We start from the raw sequence: 14,738 nt of genomic DNA on the forward strand, positions 1-14,738 counted from the left end.
ATATGACATGCACACAATAGTTGAGAATCAGTGTGTCAACGAAAGGAAGAGCCGACAGTGAAAGGTTTTATTCTCGATTTGGATGGGACTTTATATGATGGGGATGCGCCTATTCCCTATGCGCCGGCATTTATCGAATGGCTGCGCAGCCATCATTATCCCTATTTATACGTAACGAACAACTCGTCGCGTACGCCAGAGCAGGTGGCATCGCACCTTCGTAAAACTGGTATTGAGGCTTTGCCGGAAGAGGTACTTACCTCATCCCAGGCAGCCGCATTTTATATGCAGGAGCGGGCCAGCAGCAAGCAGGTATATGCGATTGGAGAAACAGGGCTTCAGCAGGCATTGCAGGATGCGGGCTTTCAGACGGTTGAGCCAGGTGCTCAACCAGCCTTTGTTGTGCAAGGGATCGACCGGGAATTCAGCTATGCAAAGCTGTCAACGGCAGTTCGATATATTCGTGGTGGCGCAACCTTTATATTGACCAATCCCGACCATCTGCTGCCAATGAACCATGAGCTTCATCCTGGTGCAGGCTCCATTGCCGCAAGTATAGAGCGGGCCAGTCAAGTGGAACCGACGATTATTGGCAAGCCGTCTCCGATTATTATGAATTATGCTATTGCCAGACTGGGCCTGCCATCCAATCAAATATGGGTCGTCGGCGATAATCTGCAAACCGACATACAAGGCGGATTAGCCGCGGGCTGCCGAACCGCACTTGTGCTTACCGGCCTTGTGAAGTCAAGTACGCTGGAAGCACATGAGCAGCGTACCGGTATTCGGGCAGAGCTCGTCTGTGACCATTTGATGATGCTGGCCGAAGCGCTAAGCCAAGAAAAAGAGGGTTGATCAGATGAACCCTACAATAGTCAGTCTTATACGCCATGGAGTAACGGATGTCAACCGCGAGCCTATATTTCAAGGACAAATGAATAATCCGTTAGCGATTGAAGGAACCCGTCAAGCCCAGCTGCTGGCAGCGCGGTTGTCATTTGTGAAGTTTGATGTGCTATACAGCTCTGATCTGCTGCGTGCCGTGCAAACAGCCGCCATTATCGTGAAGCCGCACGACAAGGAAATTCGAACATCCTCCCAGTTACGGGAAATTAACCGTGGCGACTGGACAGGAATGAGCTACAAGGCTTGTGCTGCCGCCGATCCTGCGGGATGGCAAGCAAGTCGGATCAATCCGGAATTCCGTTCTCCGGGCGGTGAATCCTTCGTAGACCTGCACAAGCGGGTTGTTACGGAGATTGAGCGTATTGCCATGCTCCATCGAGGGATGCATATTGTCATCGTTACACATGGAGGTCCGATTCGCGCCTTCCTGCGTCATGCTGTTGGACTTCCAGCCCATCATATGCAGACATTCGAAGCAGCGAATACGTCCATCAGCCGCTTTAAGCTCGAAGACCAGCAGTGGTCGCTGCTGCAATTTAACGACCACGCTCATCTTGAGCCTAACAACGTTGTATCAGGGTCTTGATGTACCCAGTGCCAGCTAGATACCTTGTCAGATGGGTTCGATGCCTGGCATAGGGATACATGAAGAATGAAGCCTCCATTCCCGCTTTGCAGCGATCTGGAGGCTTCATTCTTTTCAAATATGGTGACTACGCCTGCTCATCCAGGGGAAGTCCTTCTTCGCTCAGGCGTCCTTCCTTGGCATCCTTCGCCAGACGCTCCAGCCAGCGCAGTTGGGTGAGACCATGCTCATAAGAGCAATACATCATATGCAGTACGCCGCGCGGCACGATCGGAATATGTTCCTCATAAAGATCCTTCATTTTGCGATTCTTCAGCTTTTGCTCTTCGATTTTCTTTACAATAATCTCATAGATTCTGCCTTGATCCCCATAACCCGAGAACATTAATGCCGTTACCATCGGATAATAGACAGGGGATTTTTCCTGAAATTGTTGCAGCAGCAGCTCTTGAAACAACAGCTTGCCGGATGGTGAAATCCGATATATGGTCCGATCCGGCCTGCTGCTGTCCTTGACGGTTTCAACGGTCTCGATATAGTCATTTTTTTTCAACTGCTCGATCGCATAGTACAAGGAACCGTCACGCATTTTGATATAATGATGCATTTCACGTTCCATCATCGTCTGCTTGATTTCATAGGGATGGCTTTCTTTTTCCATTAAAAGTCCGAGAATAACCAGCTTCATGGACATGGAGCAATCACCTTATTCCTGATAATTTCGAGTACTGACATTACGCCTTTTGCTTCGTATGCGCCGGAATTTCCATCCTCGCCTTACCCATCAGCAAAATACAGATCAAGGCAGCAACCGCCATTAGCAGTGTACACTGAAAAACAATAGCAATCGAATCTGCCAGCCCAACCGTCAGCTTTTCCAATACTTGCGGTGGAATCTTGGCTCTAACCTCAGGCTGCAAAAGCGCTCGAGGATCGATTTGTGACATATTGGAGCCCGGAAGCAGCTCAGTCAGCCGCGAAGTCAATGCGCCCGTCTGCACACTTCCAAGTACGGTCACCCCGATAGCCGAGCCGATCGAACGAAAGAAGGAAACCATAGATGTCACGGTGCCGCGGAACTCAAAGCCTACATTATGAAGCGATGACATCGAGACTACCGGAAAGGATGCCCCGATCCCCAGGCCCATAAGAATCATATAAACGATAACCAATGGTCGTGGCGTTAGTTGTGGAGTCGTACCTCCAAATATACCATACAGCGATTGGACCCACGCAGGTGAATAATAGGACAACGTCGATAACAACGAGGTTGCTATAAGCAGAAGTGCACACGATACGAGCAATATATTACGGTAAGGCAATTTACTAATAAAACGTCCCCCGAATACGCTGCTGACGACAACACCCAGCATCATCGGAGTCAGCACTTGTCCAGCACTGGAAGCCGAGCCTTGATAAACGCCCTGAATGAACAGAGGAATATAAGAAGCGGCAGACATCAGAATCGCTCCATAGAACAAACTGGCTCCCATACTCGCTGTAAACAATTTATTGCGGAACAATTTAAGCGGTACGACGGGATCAGATACTTGGGTCTCGATCCAGAGAAATAACGCCAGCAGAATGACAAAACCGCAGAATAAGCTATAGCTCTGCAGAGAGTTCCAGGCGAACTCCTTGCCTCCAAGCTCTAACCCGAACATCAGACACAACACGGAAGCAGCAAAAGTAATCGTCCCCCACCAGTCGATCTTTTGATTCGGATTATTAGGCAGTGTCGCGTGATAAAATAAAGTGATCAGCAAAAGAGAGACTACACCAAGCGGCAAGTTAATGAAAAATATCCATTTCCAATTCACATAATCCGTAAAATAAGCACCAGCCAGCGGCCCCAACACACTCGAAATACCAAAAACGGCGCCGAACAAGCCCTGCATTTTACCCCGTTTCTCAGGAGGAAACAGATCAAATACGATAGTGAATGTAATCGGCAGCAGAGCGCCACCGCCTATGCCCTGAATCGCTCGATAAACGATCAATTGGAACATACTCGTTGAAGTCCCGCATAAGGCAGAGCCGATCATGAACACGACCAAGCCAAGCAGGAAAAATTTCTTGCGCCCATACATATCGGACAATTTACCGAAAATCGGCATCGATACGACATTGGCAATCAAATATGCGGAGAATACCCACACAAACTTGTCCAAGCCACCAAACTCACCGACAATCGTTGGCATCGCCGTGGAGACGATCGTTTGGTCTAGTGAAGCCAGGAGCAATCCCAGCATTAATCCGACGATCGTCAGACGGACGTTAGATTTTTTGTTAACCATCATTTCACCCTCATTTTTGCTTTTGTACTTACGTTAATTATTATATTCAAATTTGAGTAATTAACAAGTGATTAATCAAAAATTAACAAGGAATATCGGCTCATTTTTTAGAAATTCCCTTATTTAGGTTTGCTCCTCGCTGCCATGTGTCATATAATGTCTATATTGAGAAATTGTATTTATATTATTGGGTAAATCGATAAAATTTATCTATTTTTCAAATCGGTTTGTATACCCACCTAAGGCACAACTTTTTAGAGAGGAGGGTCTGATCAAGTGAATTTGAACCAACTCGAAACGTTAATTACGATTTCCAAAACCATGAGCTTCCGCAAGGCGGGCGAGTTGCTCAATCTCACACAGCCAGCTGTATCCGCCCAGATTAAAAGTCTGGAGGATGAGTTCAAGACCGTACTTATTGACCGTAACCAGCCAGTAACCCTGACCGATAGCGGACGAATATTTCTCGAACATGCAGAATTAATTTTGCATACGGTTGAGGATATGAAGGAACGATTGAACGATTTGAACCATACGCCGCAAGGCCATATCCATCTGGGGACAACTACCTCCATTGCCATTCAGATTTTACCGCGTGTGCTGTCCTATTTTCAAAATCAATTTCCATTGATCAAAACGACGATACACTCGATGACAACCTCACAAATCATGCATAGCGTCGAAAATGGTACCATTGATATTGGCATTACGTACTTATTTGAAAAACAGCCTTCACTCGAAAGCTCGGTGCTGTACTACGATACTTTCGAATTGGTCGTATCACCTAATCATCCGCTCAGCCGCTACGCTCACGTACCTATAGAGAGGCTGCATGACATTTCGTTAATTATGCTTTCGCCTGAAACAGCAGGCCGCAGGTTTGTCGATCAAATTTTCAAGCAGCTTAACATCACCCCGCAAATCGTTATGGAACTGTCCAGCAGCGAAGAGGTAAAACGAATGGTCGAGTTGAATTTAGGAGCTGCGATTATTTCGAAGATGTCGATTGCTAACGAGCTTCGTTTGGGTACCCTAAAGATGGTTAAAGTTCATGAGCTCGAAATCAGCCACCCTGTCGGCGTTATATATAAATCCGGACGCTATTTAAGCTCGGCGCTGCATCAATTCTTACTGGATTTAAAAGGCATGCAAGAAATACAATTTATCGGATCGGAGTGAATTTAAATGAAATTCGATTTACACACACACCATGAACGCTGCGGCCATGCCGTGGGCACCATACGCGATTATGTCGAGGCGGGTATTCGTCACGGACTATCGGTAATCGGGATCTCTGACCATTCTCCCTATTTCGGGAGTACGAAGGAACGGGAACAGCCCGGTATAGCAATGGGCAAAAGCGAGTTCGCGATCTATATTGATGAAGTGTTGAAGCTCAAGCAGGAATACAGCGGTAAAATCGATGTGCTGCTGGGCGTGGAATCCGATTTTTTCCCTGAGCATGCAGAGCTGTATCGGCAAATATATGAGCAATACCCTTTTGACTACATTATCGGCTCCGTTCATTTGTCCGGGGGTACAAGTATTTTCAACAAAACCCGTTTCCAGGGACTAACCGATGCTCAGCTCGTTGAACAAAAAGACATTTATTACGGTCTGATTGAACAATCGGCTCGCAGCGGTATTTTTCAAATTCTTGGGCATATTGATGCGATGCGCGCTTACTTTGTTCCTTTCTCGGCGGTACCGACCGATTCCGTGGATCGTACCCTCCAGATCATTGGCGAGAACGATGTCGCAATCGAGATCAACACCTCCGGCAAAACCAAAGCCTGCGGCGGCTGGTATCCGGTTGATGAGGTTCTTGAACGGGCGCTTCATTACGGAGTCAGAGTTACCTTCGGATCGGATGCCCATGTGCCTGAGCGTGTAGGCGATGACTGGGACGAGGTCAGCAAGCGTTTGAAGGAGATCGGCTTTAAAGAATGGGTGTATTTCAAACAAAAGGAACGTCAAATCGTCCCTTTGTAAGTTCATATGAGGAAGATGTAAACCAGTCCGCATGGCGGGCTGGTTTCTTTGTTTGCTGTTAAAAGAAAATAAAAGATTAGACTGAAAATTATCAAGACCTAAACTTAAGAAAATCAAATAACATAAAGGGCTTCACATATTATGTATGACTAATATGTGGAGCCCTTTATGTTAAATTATCGTAACGAAAAAGGTGGCGATAGCGACGGCGATCTGATTCCTTGAAGCATTCAACTAACGTTCGCCGTTAGTTTACAACCGACCCCTTAATTAAGTTATTATCCTAAAATCTTTCCTTAGGTTTATCCCCAATTAAGCCCAACAAAAACATTTGAGAAAAAGCGTATCCTTTATACGTTTTCGATACACATGAAGGAATTGTCAGCTCAAGGTCCAAGTAGGTAGTTAGTATCCGCTGTGTGAATTCTTTTTGATTCGTTAAGGAATATTCCTGCAATTGTTTTGCAAACTCCTTGTTAACGTGTTCTCTCCCCCCAAGCGCTTCTTGCAATTGGTACCCTGCCCGATATAGTTCAGCAGCTACATCTTCATCGGCTTGCTGATGTTCAGCTATATAAGACAAAATCCAGTCACGCACTAAGGATGAGGTATCTTTATTATTTTCCTTAGCTATTTGTTGGAAACTCTCTTTTATGTCTTTTGAAATACGTATTTGTAAATTCGTATCCATTTAGTTGATACCTCCTTAATTTGAATAAGTAAATTGTAAGCTATTTGTAATGACAATGTCAATACTACGTCGTTACATAAAATAAAAAGTAACTTGCTTCATATGTTTAGATCATCCTCAATTCTGCCTGTTACTTTAATATACAAAACCAGGGAGCTGCCATGCGGCAAGCTCCTCCACTATCGTTCTGTGTTAGTCTAGAATTTTCACCAACTGAACTGTTCCACTCTGCCATAGCTCAGTGTATTCTTTTTCGATTTTAAATCCATGCTTTTCATAGAATTGAACAGTTTGCTGATATAATGGCTTCGAACTTGGCGGCACCGTTAAAACAACACTTTTATTAAAGCCCATCTTCTTTACGTGTTCAAACAAATGCAATAACAGTTTGGAACCGATACCCTTGCGATGGTATCTCGGATCAGTACCCATTAATGAGATAGAAATTGATCCTTCTGAACTAGTAAAGACTAAAAAAGATGTAACTTGTCCATCACTCTCAGCGCACAGTAAATCTTGAAACATTAAATCTTTACATGTGTCTTCAGCAACGTCTTCTGTAAACCAAATACCAGTCAATGAATTTATTAATTGATTGATCTTTTGTGTAATGGGGTCACCAAATCTATTAGGTATCTCATAAAGATTTATTGAAAGGTCCATCTTTTACGATCCCCTCTTCTCACATACCAAGAATCGATTCATTGCGTTAAACTGCCCGTAGTTGAATAATTGTAGCTGAATCTTTTTAATTTATCAAAAAGCTCTGGAGACATTTCCGGAGCTTGTTTTATTGCATAAAGCTAGTACTTATGTTGTGTTTGTGAAGAAAAACGGATCATCTAAGTTTTTGGGATTTCGACAACTTATTATGAGGGAGAACAGATACCTGGCTAAAAAAAAATGAACATACTTAGGAATAAGTTGCTTCCTAAGTACGTCCATTGCACTATCGTTCGCCGTTAGCGTAACTGGCATAAGCCCTCTCATTATCCTACATATCGGTCTCTAGATGTCCTTGATGGATGCCGCTTGCGAAATTCTTTCGCGAATGGCTTCTTCAGTTCGTGGGACAAGAAAATCTACCATCATTTCCGCGTTTGCTTGCACTTCCTCGATGAAAGGACGGAAACTTTTATTATATTCTTGGAACGCAAGTTCAAAATTCCCATGGTTTTTTTGGAAAGCATCAGCCAAGGCTGCCGCCCCATCTATTGCCAGTGATCCACCCATGCCAGCAGCCGGAGAGGCGCAGTATCCAGCATCACCGACTAGCGCTACCCTGCCTTTTGTCCACGACGGCATTTTCATTTGACACAGCTTGTCAAAGTAAAAAGTTTTCGAGTTTTTCACTTCTTCCAGCAATTCCGGCGTTCGCCAGCCTAGTCCGGAAAATTGATTCAAAATTATATTCCTCTGCTGTTCTTCGTTTCGGTAGTCGTAAGGAATTTCCTTCTCCGAAGAAAAGCAGAGGACGATATCGGTTTTATTATTGTAGGTGTTCAGCATGACCGCCTTGCCCGGCTCATTGTACATCTGTGTCGTATTCTCCCGGATCAACAACTTATCCACGATCGTGATAGAGAAATAAGTTTTAAGAAAATGCGAAAAATCCGTCTCCTCGCCGAACCACAATTTTCTGACGACCGAATGAATACCATCACAGCCGAATAGCAGGTCATACGAGCGCTTTTGTCCCCCTTTAAAAGTTACCTCGACGCCATTACTTTCTTCCTTCAACGATGTTATGCTGTCGCCGAAAATAAACTCGACATCATCTTTGACAGCTTCGAACATGATATTCAACAATACATCTCGCTCGATTTCATATTCATCTTCTACGAGCTCCTCGCGGAATTCCAATCTTTCAGTGACATCATCGGAATTTTTGTATTCCATCAATCCCATGAATATTTTGTTCGACTGGATTTGATCGAGCAGCCCCATGCGTTTCACAATGTCGACGGTATTTTCGCGGATATTTACAGGCGTGCCGCCTTTTTTTAGACCATTGGCGATCTCAACAACGGTAACATTGTAGCCCAGTTTCTTCATCCAGTAGGCTGTTGAGAGTCCGGCGAAACTTGCCCCGCTAACTAGGATATCTTTTCTCATATATTCGTTCCTCCCATGATCCACAATATTTTTATTAACATTGAAACAGTATAAGATAGTTTTATAAACTGAATATAAATAGCTCGTGCAGAGCCGGAGCGGCTGTTGTTAATAGATAATAAAGTATTTATACGAAAAATTATTACTTCTACACTTTAAAGTAGCACAGTTTAAAAAACTAAAAAATTCTCTAGCGGTTAGTATATGGTATATTATGGATTAGGCTAGTGCTTCTGTGAGTTGGATTTGCTGCTCCAGATTCTCAATTTCTTTTCCAAGTAGTGAAAGTGATCCAAATGCTGCTTGATCATCTGACGATGGTGTAATCGAAGGCGTCCATTTAAAGCCTCGATTAACTGAGGGACTTTGTTCTTCAATTGGGTCTTGACCATCTTACGAACGTCTTCGGCTTCTAACACTTCACCGTTGACAATGGACTCTAATAAAGCCCGCCCTGATACACCGAATACGTCGGATACGAATGTTGTCAATTTGATATTCGCATCCTGTAGGATCTTGTGTGTACGATTTCTCTCCTGTGTGCCCATGTTGCATGAGTTTCCGACGATAACGGGTCAAGTCGCGCAAGTCACGAATTTCTTCTTCGGGAACAAAGCTTCCTTCGATGAGTCCGCATCAATGCAACTGAGCGATCCACACGGCATCCTTGACGTCGATTTTCTTTCCCGGCATATCCTTGATCTTTGCGGGGTTGGCCAGGGTGAGTCGACAAGTATCCTCGAGGATGCTCCATATCGGTTTCCAGTACACGCCAGTGCTTTCCATGGTGACTTCGACACACTCACGCTCGCTCAACCAGTCTTGCAGCTGAAGTAATTCTGTTGTAGTGGTGCCGAATGTCTTTACTTCCGGTTTCGGTTTCTTATCCAAGGAACCTTTCAATATACAAGCCACAACTGTTTCTTGATGAACATCAAGACCAGCGCATGTTTCTAAGATAGCATCCATAGATGTGTCACAACCTTTGCGTGTAGTTCGCAGATCATGCAACCTGTAATCAGGAAATTTTTTTATACGCGTGCTCAAGGCAACAATCGGCGATCCTCGAGGTTGCAATTGGCAAGATTAGACTTCGGGTTCAAACACCAATATACTTTCGACCTCTGATCTGCTTACTTTCATTACTGCAAAAGTATTGTGAAATTGCAGCCCCATTTTCATCCATGGTGGTGGCCGTAAGGCCATGTTAGATTAGACTGAAAATATAGTATTAGACTAGGAAAATAAAGTTGTAGATTGAGAAAATAATAGTATTAGACTGGGAACGGCATTAAGCTATACCAGCTGATAGCTTGTCAACATTTCCAGCAAGACTAAATAAATTCATATGGCATGTGATATATAGACATGCCAAATAACCTTCCAACCTAGAAGTTGATGGAAGGTTATACCAATTCGGGACAATCATACAATGCGAAAAGGTTGTTGGCTTTTCAGGTTGCGTACACCCAATGGACCATTTTATTACCGCAAGCTACCAGGGCTACTTTATGTATTATGTGGCTTTCCTTCAGCCTCTTTTTCGTTCGTAAATTCCCTTCAATTTTGTGTTTCGGGAACGAATCAACCCGCATTGAACCGACATAATTAATGCATTCCGACGCTGGCGAGCCCCACGCTTTGTAATTACGATTCTGGGTTGCTGTAAACTTGCCGGATAAAAAGACGCTAGGATCAATTCCATCCACCTCGAATGTGGATAAAAATGATTGTATCTTATTCTCGGTTCTCCATGTCTACTTTTTTCAAAGGCTTAGTAGTCTTAGTACGACTATGAGAGGTTGATAGATATGTTTAAAGGCAGTAAATGGATGAATGGACGGCGCTTTATAAAAGCGTAAGCAGGGAACTGGGTTGGTATAAGATTTCTGATAGGCCACTCTTGAGGATAGTCTTTTTTCTGTTAAATATTGGAATTATATGTCGATAGATGATATATTTTAGGGAAAAAATGTATAGGAGGATTCTACCAGTATGTTGAAGCGCATTTTTTCGTCATTAACTGTTTTGAGTTTGTTAGTTACTTTGATTTTGCCAACTGGATCACATGCAGAAAAAGATCCAATTAAAGTCTTCATTGATGGAATTATGATTAATTTTGATGAAAATCCAATTATTGAAGATGGAACGACACTTGTTCAATTTAGACCGATATTTGAGAGGCTTGGATTAAAAATTGGGTGGGATAGTATATCACAGACAGTTACAGGAAGTAAATCCGATATAAGCATACAGTTGGTAATCGGTAGTGATGTAGCAAAAGTTAATGGTAAAGAAATAATCTTATCGGCCGCCCCAAGAATAATACAGGGGAATACTCTGATTCCCTTAAGGTTTATTGGTGAATCAATTGGTGCTGGAGTTACATGGAGTTCAAAGTATAATACCATAGATATTTTTTTAGACCCTGTATTAAACTTGCATAATGCATCATTTTCCAATGATACCGATAGAGTTAGGAAATTATTAAGTAGTGGTGTTTCTGTTGAAATAATGAAGGGTTATAGAACACCGTTAATGAGTGCCGTATCGGCGGATGCTGTTGATACTGTGAAGTTATTAATCGCTTCTGGAGCAAACGTTAATGCAAAAATTGACGAAGAGTTAGTGAAAAATTTCCTAACGGTTACTTGGAATCCTTTAGGTTTGTCAAAGAAAAATGCTGAAATCACAAAGATATTATTGAACGCTGGTGCAGACCCTAATATTTCCTTGAGAGATGGACAAACAGTTTTACTGGATGCTTGTGGAGATCCAGTTGAAGGTTCAGATGGTCATCCTGATGTTATAAAACTACTGCTAGATGCAGGTGCACAAGTAAATGTGCATGATAATAGAGGTTGGACGCCACTTTTAAGGGCTTCATATTATGGTCATTGGGAAGTAGTGAAAGAATTGCTGGATGCTGGTGCCGATCCTCATTCACAAACCGTTGCTGTTAATGATGACTTAAAGAAGGCACAGGCAGCATTAAGTAATTATGTTACTGGTAATAACAGTGGAAAGCAATTGCAATCGACGTTCGCTTCAAAAGCAGAGCTTCAGGATTATTTGGACAAAACTTACAATAGTCAGTCGCCATTAAAAACAGCAGCAACTAATATTAAATTTAAAATCGACATTTACGATAATACTAAATTAGGATACGATTATTTAGTTTCATTTGGTTATAATCTAGCCTTATTAGATATAGCACTTGTCGAAGTCGAAAATAAAAGTGCCAACGGAAAAGAAATCGCAAATCAAACAAGAAAACAAATAAAAGAATTCATTGAAAAAATGGCTAGAGATATTATTTCTAGAGCACCCGATAAAAAGTTTAAAGGTGAAACAAATAATAGTGGGTATAAATATAAATATATACAAGTTGATTGGCAGATCAATGTAGAAAATATATGGGCTAATTATGATTTTAAACAAGGAATCCCTTCGATTGCTGCAAGGTATGATTCTCCATTCACGCACTATGACGAGACAGTTCTTTCAACATTTAGATGGGCACCACCAATACGATAAAAGGGTCTGTAACATAAAATGTGTAACCTCTTAAGTCGGAGAAAAATGGAATACTACAACGACGCCTAATAATAGACAAAATACCCCTTACTCCGCTGAAATCGTGGAATAAGGGGTATTTGCCATTGCTATTGAATCTGCGTATGATGAGTCACTTCATATTGAGGCTGCTGGGTTGTCGACCTGGAGTTTCCTCTCACCCATCTAACCAGTAAATAAATAATCGGTGTGCCTACAATAGACATCATGATCTTGACGCCGAACTCCGTACCTGTAGCCGCCACCATGTCGGGAATCGGCATAATTCCGATAAACCCAATCACGAAAAACACCGAAGTATCGAGCAGCTGACACGTAATCGTCGCCACATTGCTGCGCAGCCAAAGATGCTTACCATTGGTTTTCTCTCTCAAACGAGTGAATAGATACACATCAATATTTTGGCTGATCGAATAGGCCACTAAGGATGCAAGCACAATTCTTGGAACACCGCCCAGAATCGTTGCCAGCTCGGCCTGATTTTCGAAAAACACTGCCGAAGGCATATGAATGACGAGTGTGAACGCTCCAACCATGCAGGCATTCATAAACAACCCGATCCAGATCGCCTGCCGCGCAACCTTTCTCCCCCATATTTCCGATATGGTATCGGCAATAATAAACGTAATCGGGTAGAAGAAAATACCGGCTGTGACATCGGCAAAGCCGACATCGACAATTTTAATCGCCACAATGTTGGCAATCATCAACGACGAAATAAAAACTGCCATCAATAAAATCAGCTTTTTTGTCGTCCCATCTATCGGCAGATAAGGGATTGCCCCTCCTTTTGATAGATCACTTGCTGTACGACTTGATTTGTTCATGCGCTTACCTCCATAGTTTTGTTTATAGACAGGATGGTCGCGAACTGTCTTGGTACACTATACAATAAACCTTTCATTTGAACAATCTTAAATATCGATCAAACCCTAATCCCCAGCTTTATCTTGGTGCCCGCCTACCCATAAGCAAGGCCAACAGGAATCCGTACATAGCGTGGCCCACAAGCCAGACCGTGATCGCGCTCACATCATAAATGGCTGGTGTTTTGGAAGATAACATGGTAGTCAGATACAGCACAGCACCGACGATTACGCTCCACAGAACAAAGGTTTGCACAATTCGCTTGGCATAGTCTTTAAGTCGAATGAGTTTGTAAAAAACGAGAGCTGCAACGGCCGAAATGATCATATGTATAGAAAATTCAGTCGCTTCAGTCAAGGTCAAATCTCGCAGTACAGGTACATAATCCACATTCAGCAAAAGTGTATATACCCTTATTTTCCATTCGAATTCCACGATTCTAAAAAAAATTCCAATGAATAAACCGGCTCCAATGCCAGCCCAAATCGCTCTTTGCATAATAACTTCCTCCCCCTGCCTTATGAATATATTTTACCGCGTAGAGGGCTGTGATAGCAAAATTAGTACTTTCCAGTATTTACACATGCCAGAATCCTGCCAAATGAACTTTTCCCTCCGAATAGAGTTAGTACAACTTCACTTAAGAGGGGAAGAACAGCATGAAAAAATCAGCTTCGTACATAGCGCTTGGACTTGTTGTTTTTGTGGGAGGACTCGGTTCAGGAATTTCGTTGGCTTCTGGGAAAATACAGCAGGTAACCGCCGATTTGTCCCCATTTTATTGGAAGGCGGGAGATACCCGTTATTCAGCGCAGGATGGATATAACGATGGGACTGAGCAGCTTCCGGGAAGCATGAACTATAAAGGCACCACCTACATCCCTATCCGCCTGGCAGCCGAAACGCTTGGGTACGAGGTGGGATGGGACGACTCCTCGAAAACAGCCACCTTCATCGATCCGGCTCAAAGCGATGATCCTGGTCTGGACCTGCCTGCGCCATCCCAGACGGATTATGCGCCTAATACGGCGCTGCTCAAATCCTCTTCCGTCATGCTGGAGAAAGCAGATAAAAATGCAGCCGTTGTGCAGACGATACCAGCGAGTGCCAAAGTAACCGTCACGGCGGAGGTCAATCGGGAATGGCTCGCGATTACCGTTAACGGCCGACAAGGCTATGTATCTGCCGCAGCGACGGATTATCGATTCAAGACGGACCGGCCCGCATGGGAGCAAAAGGCCGATGCGGTGATTGCCACTGGCTTAAAGTATATGGGCACACCTTATCAGTTCGGCGCATCCCCCAAGCAGACAGCTACGTTCGATTGTTCGTCATTCACACGGTATGTCTTTGGTGAAAACGGCGTGACACTTCCACGGGTTTCCAGGGAGCAAAGCCAGATTGGACAAGATGTAGATATAACCAAAATTCGCAAAGGCGATCTGATTTTTTTCACGACACCACAACGAAAAAATGAATCAGGACTCCAGCGGATCGGACATGTAGCCATCTATCTCGGAGACAATAAAGTTCTGCATACGTACCGGGTAGGTATTGGCGTCATTGTGACGGATCTGGACGATACATGGAAGGGACGCATCATTTCGGCTAAGAGAGTCGTAACTTGAACACCGAGACTTATTCGTTTAAACTGCTCCTCGAGGCGGTTTACATGAATAAGTCTTTTTATTTATATTGATTTTAATTT

At 43.5% G+C, this 14,738-nt stretch carries 15 protein-coding genes and 1 pseudogene; 6 read left to right on the forward strand and 10 right to left on the reverse strand.

Translation table 11 applies throughout. From position 1 onward, the window contains the following. The first annotated feature begins 57 nt into the window (after nt 1-57). Together OB236_RS31325 and OB236_RS31330 are read left to right on the forward strand one after the other, a co-directional pair. The gene (locus OB236_RS31325) at nt 58-855 is read left to right on the forward strand and encodes an HAD-IIA family hydrolase (RefSeq protein ID WP_262687515.1); all 798 of its coding nucleotides are present in this window, start codon (nt 58-60) and stop codon (nt 853-855) included. Nucleotides 856-859: 4 nt separating this feature from the next. Further along, nucleotides 860-1,492 carry a histidine phosphatase family protein gene (locus OB236_RS31330; RefSeq protein WP_262687516.1) on the forward strand — a complete coding sequence of 211 codons (633 nt, stop codon included), beginning with the start codon at nt 860-862 and terminating at the stop codon, nt 1,490-1,492. A 127-nt stretch (nt 1,493-1,619) separates the two neighbouring features. Here OB236_RS31330 and OB236_RS31335 read toward each other — a convergent pair whose 3' ends face one another. Continuing rightward, nucleotides 1,620-2,186, reverse strand: a complete 567-nt coding sequence (locus OB236_RS31335; RefSeq protein ID WP_076232191.1) for a PadR family transcriptional regulator — start codon at nt 2,184-2,186, stop codon at nt 1,620-1,622. A 40-nt stretch (nt 2,187-2,226) separates the two neighbouring features. Continuing rightward, nucleotides 2,227-3,789: an MDR family MFS transporter gene (locus OB236_RS31340; RefSeq protein WP_262687518.1), complete on the reverse strand. Its 1,563-nt coding sequence runs from the start codon at nt 3,787-3,789 to the stop codon at nt 2,227-2,229. Nucleotides 3,790-4,065: 276 nt separating this feature from the next. Between OB236_RS31340 and OB236_RS31345 the strand changes: the two genes are divergently transcribed. Continuing rightward, complete coding sequence (locus OB236_RS31345) at nt 4,066-4,968, forward strand: LysR family transcriptional regulator (RefSeq protein WP_076232196.1); 903 nt, start codon at nt 4,066-4,068, stop codon at nt 4,966-4,968. 6 nt (nt 4,969-4,974) lie between these two features. After that, nucleotides 4,975-5,781, forward strand: coding sequence for a histidinol-phosphatase (locus OB236_RS31350; RefSeq protein ID WP_262687521.1), 807 nt, complete (start codon nt 4,975-4,977; stop codon nt 5,779-5,781). A gap of 283 nt (nt 5,782-6,064) precedes the next feature. On the opposite strand, the gene OB236_RS31355 is transcribed toward OB236_RS31350, so the two are convergent. The 6 genes and pseudogenes from OB236_RS31355 to OB236_RS40210 all read right to left on the reverse strand — a co-directional run. Beyond that, nucleotides 6,065-6,472 (reverse strand): hypothetical protein, encoded by a 408-nt coding sequence (locus tag OB236_RS31355; protein WP_262687522.1) that lies wholly within the window; start codon nt 6,470-6,472, stop codon nt 6,065-6,067. Nucleotides 6,473-6,664: 192 nt separating this feature from the next. Beyond that, on the reverse strand, nt 6,665-7,135 hold the full coding sequence (locus OB236_RS31360; protein ID WP_262687524.1) for a GNAT family N-acetyltransferase: 471 nt from the start codon (nt 7,133-7,135) through the stop codon (nt 6,665-6,667). A 345-nt stretch (nt 7,136-7,480) separates the two neighbouring features. Further along, nucleotides 7,481-8,587 (reverse strand): FAD-dependent monooxygenase, encoded by a 1,107-nt coding sequence (locus tag OB236_RS31365; protein WP_262687525.1) that lies wholly within the window; start codon nt 8,585-8,587, stop codon nt 7,481-7,483. Nucleotides 8,588-8,811: 224 nt separating this feature from the next. Then, nucleotides 8,812-9,078, reverse strand: a complete 267-nt coding sequence (locus OB236_RS31370; RefSeq protein ID WP_262687526.1) for a hypothetical protein — start codon at nt 9,076-9,078, stop codon at nt 8,812-8,814. Nucleotides 9,079-9,223: 145 nt separating this feature from the next. Continuing rightward, nucleotides 9,224-9,556, reverse strand: a complete 333-nt coding sequence (locus tag OB236_RS31375) for an IS110 family transposase (protein WP_262687528.1) — start codon at nt 9,554-9,556, stop codon at nt 9,224-9,226. Nucleotides 9,557-10,012: 456 nt separating this feature from the next. After that, nucleotides 10,013-10,290, reverse strand: a pseudogene (locus OB236_RS40210) (transposase); the annotation flags it as partial. A gap of 292 nt (nt 10,291-10,582) precedes the next feature. On the opposite strand from OB236_RS40210, the gene OB236_RS31380 reads away from it, so the two are divergent. After that, on the forward strand, nt 10,583-12,124 hold the full coding sequence (locus tag OB236_RS31380; protein WP_262687529.1) for a stalk domain-containing protein: 1,542 nt from the start codon (nt 10,583-10,585) through the stop codon (nt 12,122-12,124). Between the two features lie 128 nt (nt 12,125-12,252). Here OB236_RS31380 and OB236_RS31385 read toward each other — a convergent pair whose 3' ends face one another. Both OB236_RS31385 and OB236_RS31390 read right to left on the reverse strand, forming a co-directional pair. Beyond that, entirely contained in the window at nt 12,253-12,990 is a 738-nt protein-coding gene (locus OB236_RS31385) for a queuosine precursor transporter (protein WP_262687530.1), read from the reverse strand. Nucleotides 12,991-13,108: 118 nt separating this feature from the next. Further along, a complete protein-coding gene (locus OB236_RS31390) occupies nt 13,109-13,528 on the reverse strand; it encodes a hypothetical protein (protein ID WP_262687531.1) in 420 nt (139 codons plus the stop codon). A gap of 161 nt (nt 13,529-13,689) precedes the next feature. Here OB236_RS31390 and OB236_RS31395 point away from each other — a divergent pair, with 161 nt between their 5' ends. Continuing rightward, a complete protein-coding gene (locus OB236_RS31395) occupies nt 13,690-14,658 on the forward strand; it encodes a C40 family peptidase (protein ID WP_262687532.1) in 969 nt (322 codons plus the stop codon). The last annotated feature ends 80 nt before the right edge of the window (nt 14,659-14,738 follow it).

This window comes from Paenibacillus baimaensis (assembly GCF_025567575.1).

Bases quoted from the DNA above. Each gene is read 5' to 3' on its own strand.
- OB236_RS31375 (WP_262687528.1), bottom strand. From the start codon at position 9,556: ATGGATGCTATCTTAGAAACATGCGCTGGTCTTGATGTTCATCAAGAA.
- OB236_RS31335 (WP_076232191.1), bottom strand. From the start codon at position 2,186: ATGTCCATGAAGCTGGTTATTCTCGGACTTTTAATGGAAAAAGAAAGC.
- OB236_RS31360 (WP_262687524.1), bottom strand. From the start codon at position 7,135: ATGGACCTTTCAATAAATCTTTATGAGATACCTAATAGATTTGGTGAC.
- OB236_RS31355 (WP_262687522.1), bottom strand. From the start codon at position 6,472: ATGGATACGAATTTACAAATACGTATTTCAAAAGACATAAAAGAGAGT.
- OB236_RS31365 (WP_262687525.1), bottom strand. From the start codon at position 8,587: ATGAGAAAAGATATCCTAGTTAGCGGGGCAAGTTTCGCCGGACTCTCA.
- OB236_RS31385 (WP_262687530.1), bottom strand. From the start codon at position 12,990: ATGAACAAATCAAGTCGTACAGCAAGTGATCTATCAAAAGGAGGGGCA.
- OB236_RS31330 (WP_262687516.1), top strand. From the start codon at position 860: ATGAACCCTACAATAGTCAGTCTTATACGCCATGGAGTAACGGATGTC.
- OB236_RS31350 (WP_262687521.1), top strand. From the start codon at position 4,975: ATGAAATTCGATTTACACACACACCATGAACGCTGCGGCCATGCCGTG.
- OB236_RS31380 (WP_262687529.1), top strand. From the start codon at position 10,583: ATGTTGAAGCGCATTTTTTCGTCATTAACTGTTTTGAGTTTGTTAGTT.
- OB236_RS31395 (WP_262687532.1), top strand. From the start codon at position 13,690: ATGAAAAAATCAGCTTCGTACATAGCGCTTGGACTTGTTGTTTTTGTG.
- OB236_RS31390 (WP_262687531.1), bottom strand. From the start codon at position 13,528: ATGCAAAGAGCGATTTGGGCTGGCATTGGAGCCGGTTTATTCATTGGA.
- OB236_RS31340 (WP_262687518.1), bottom strand. From the start codon at position 3,789: ATGGTTAACAAAAAATCTAACGTCCGTCTGACGATCGTCGGATTAATG.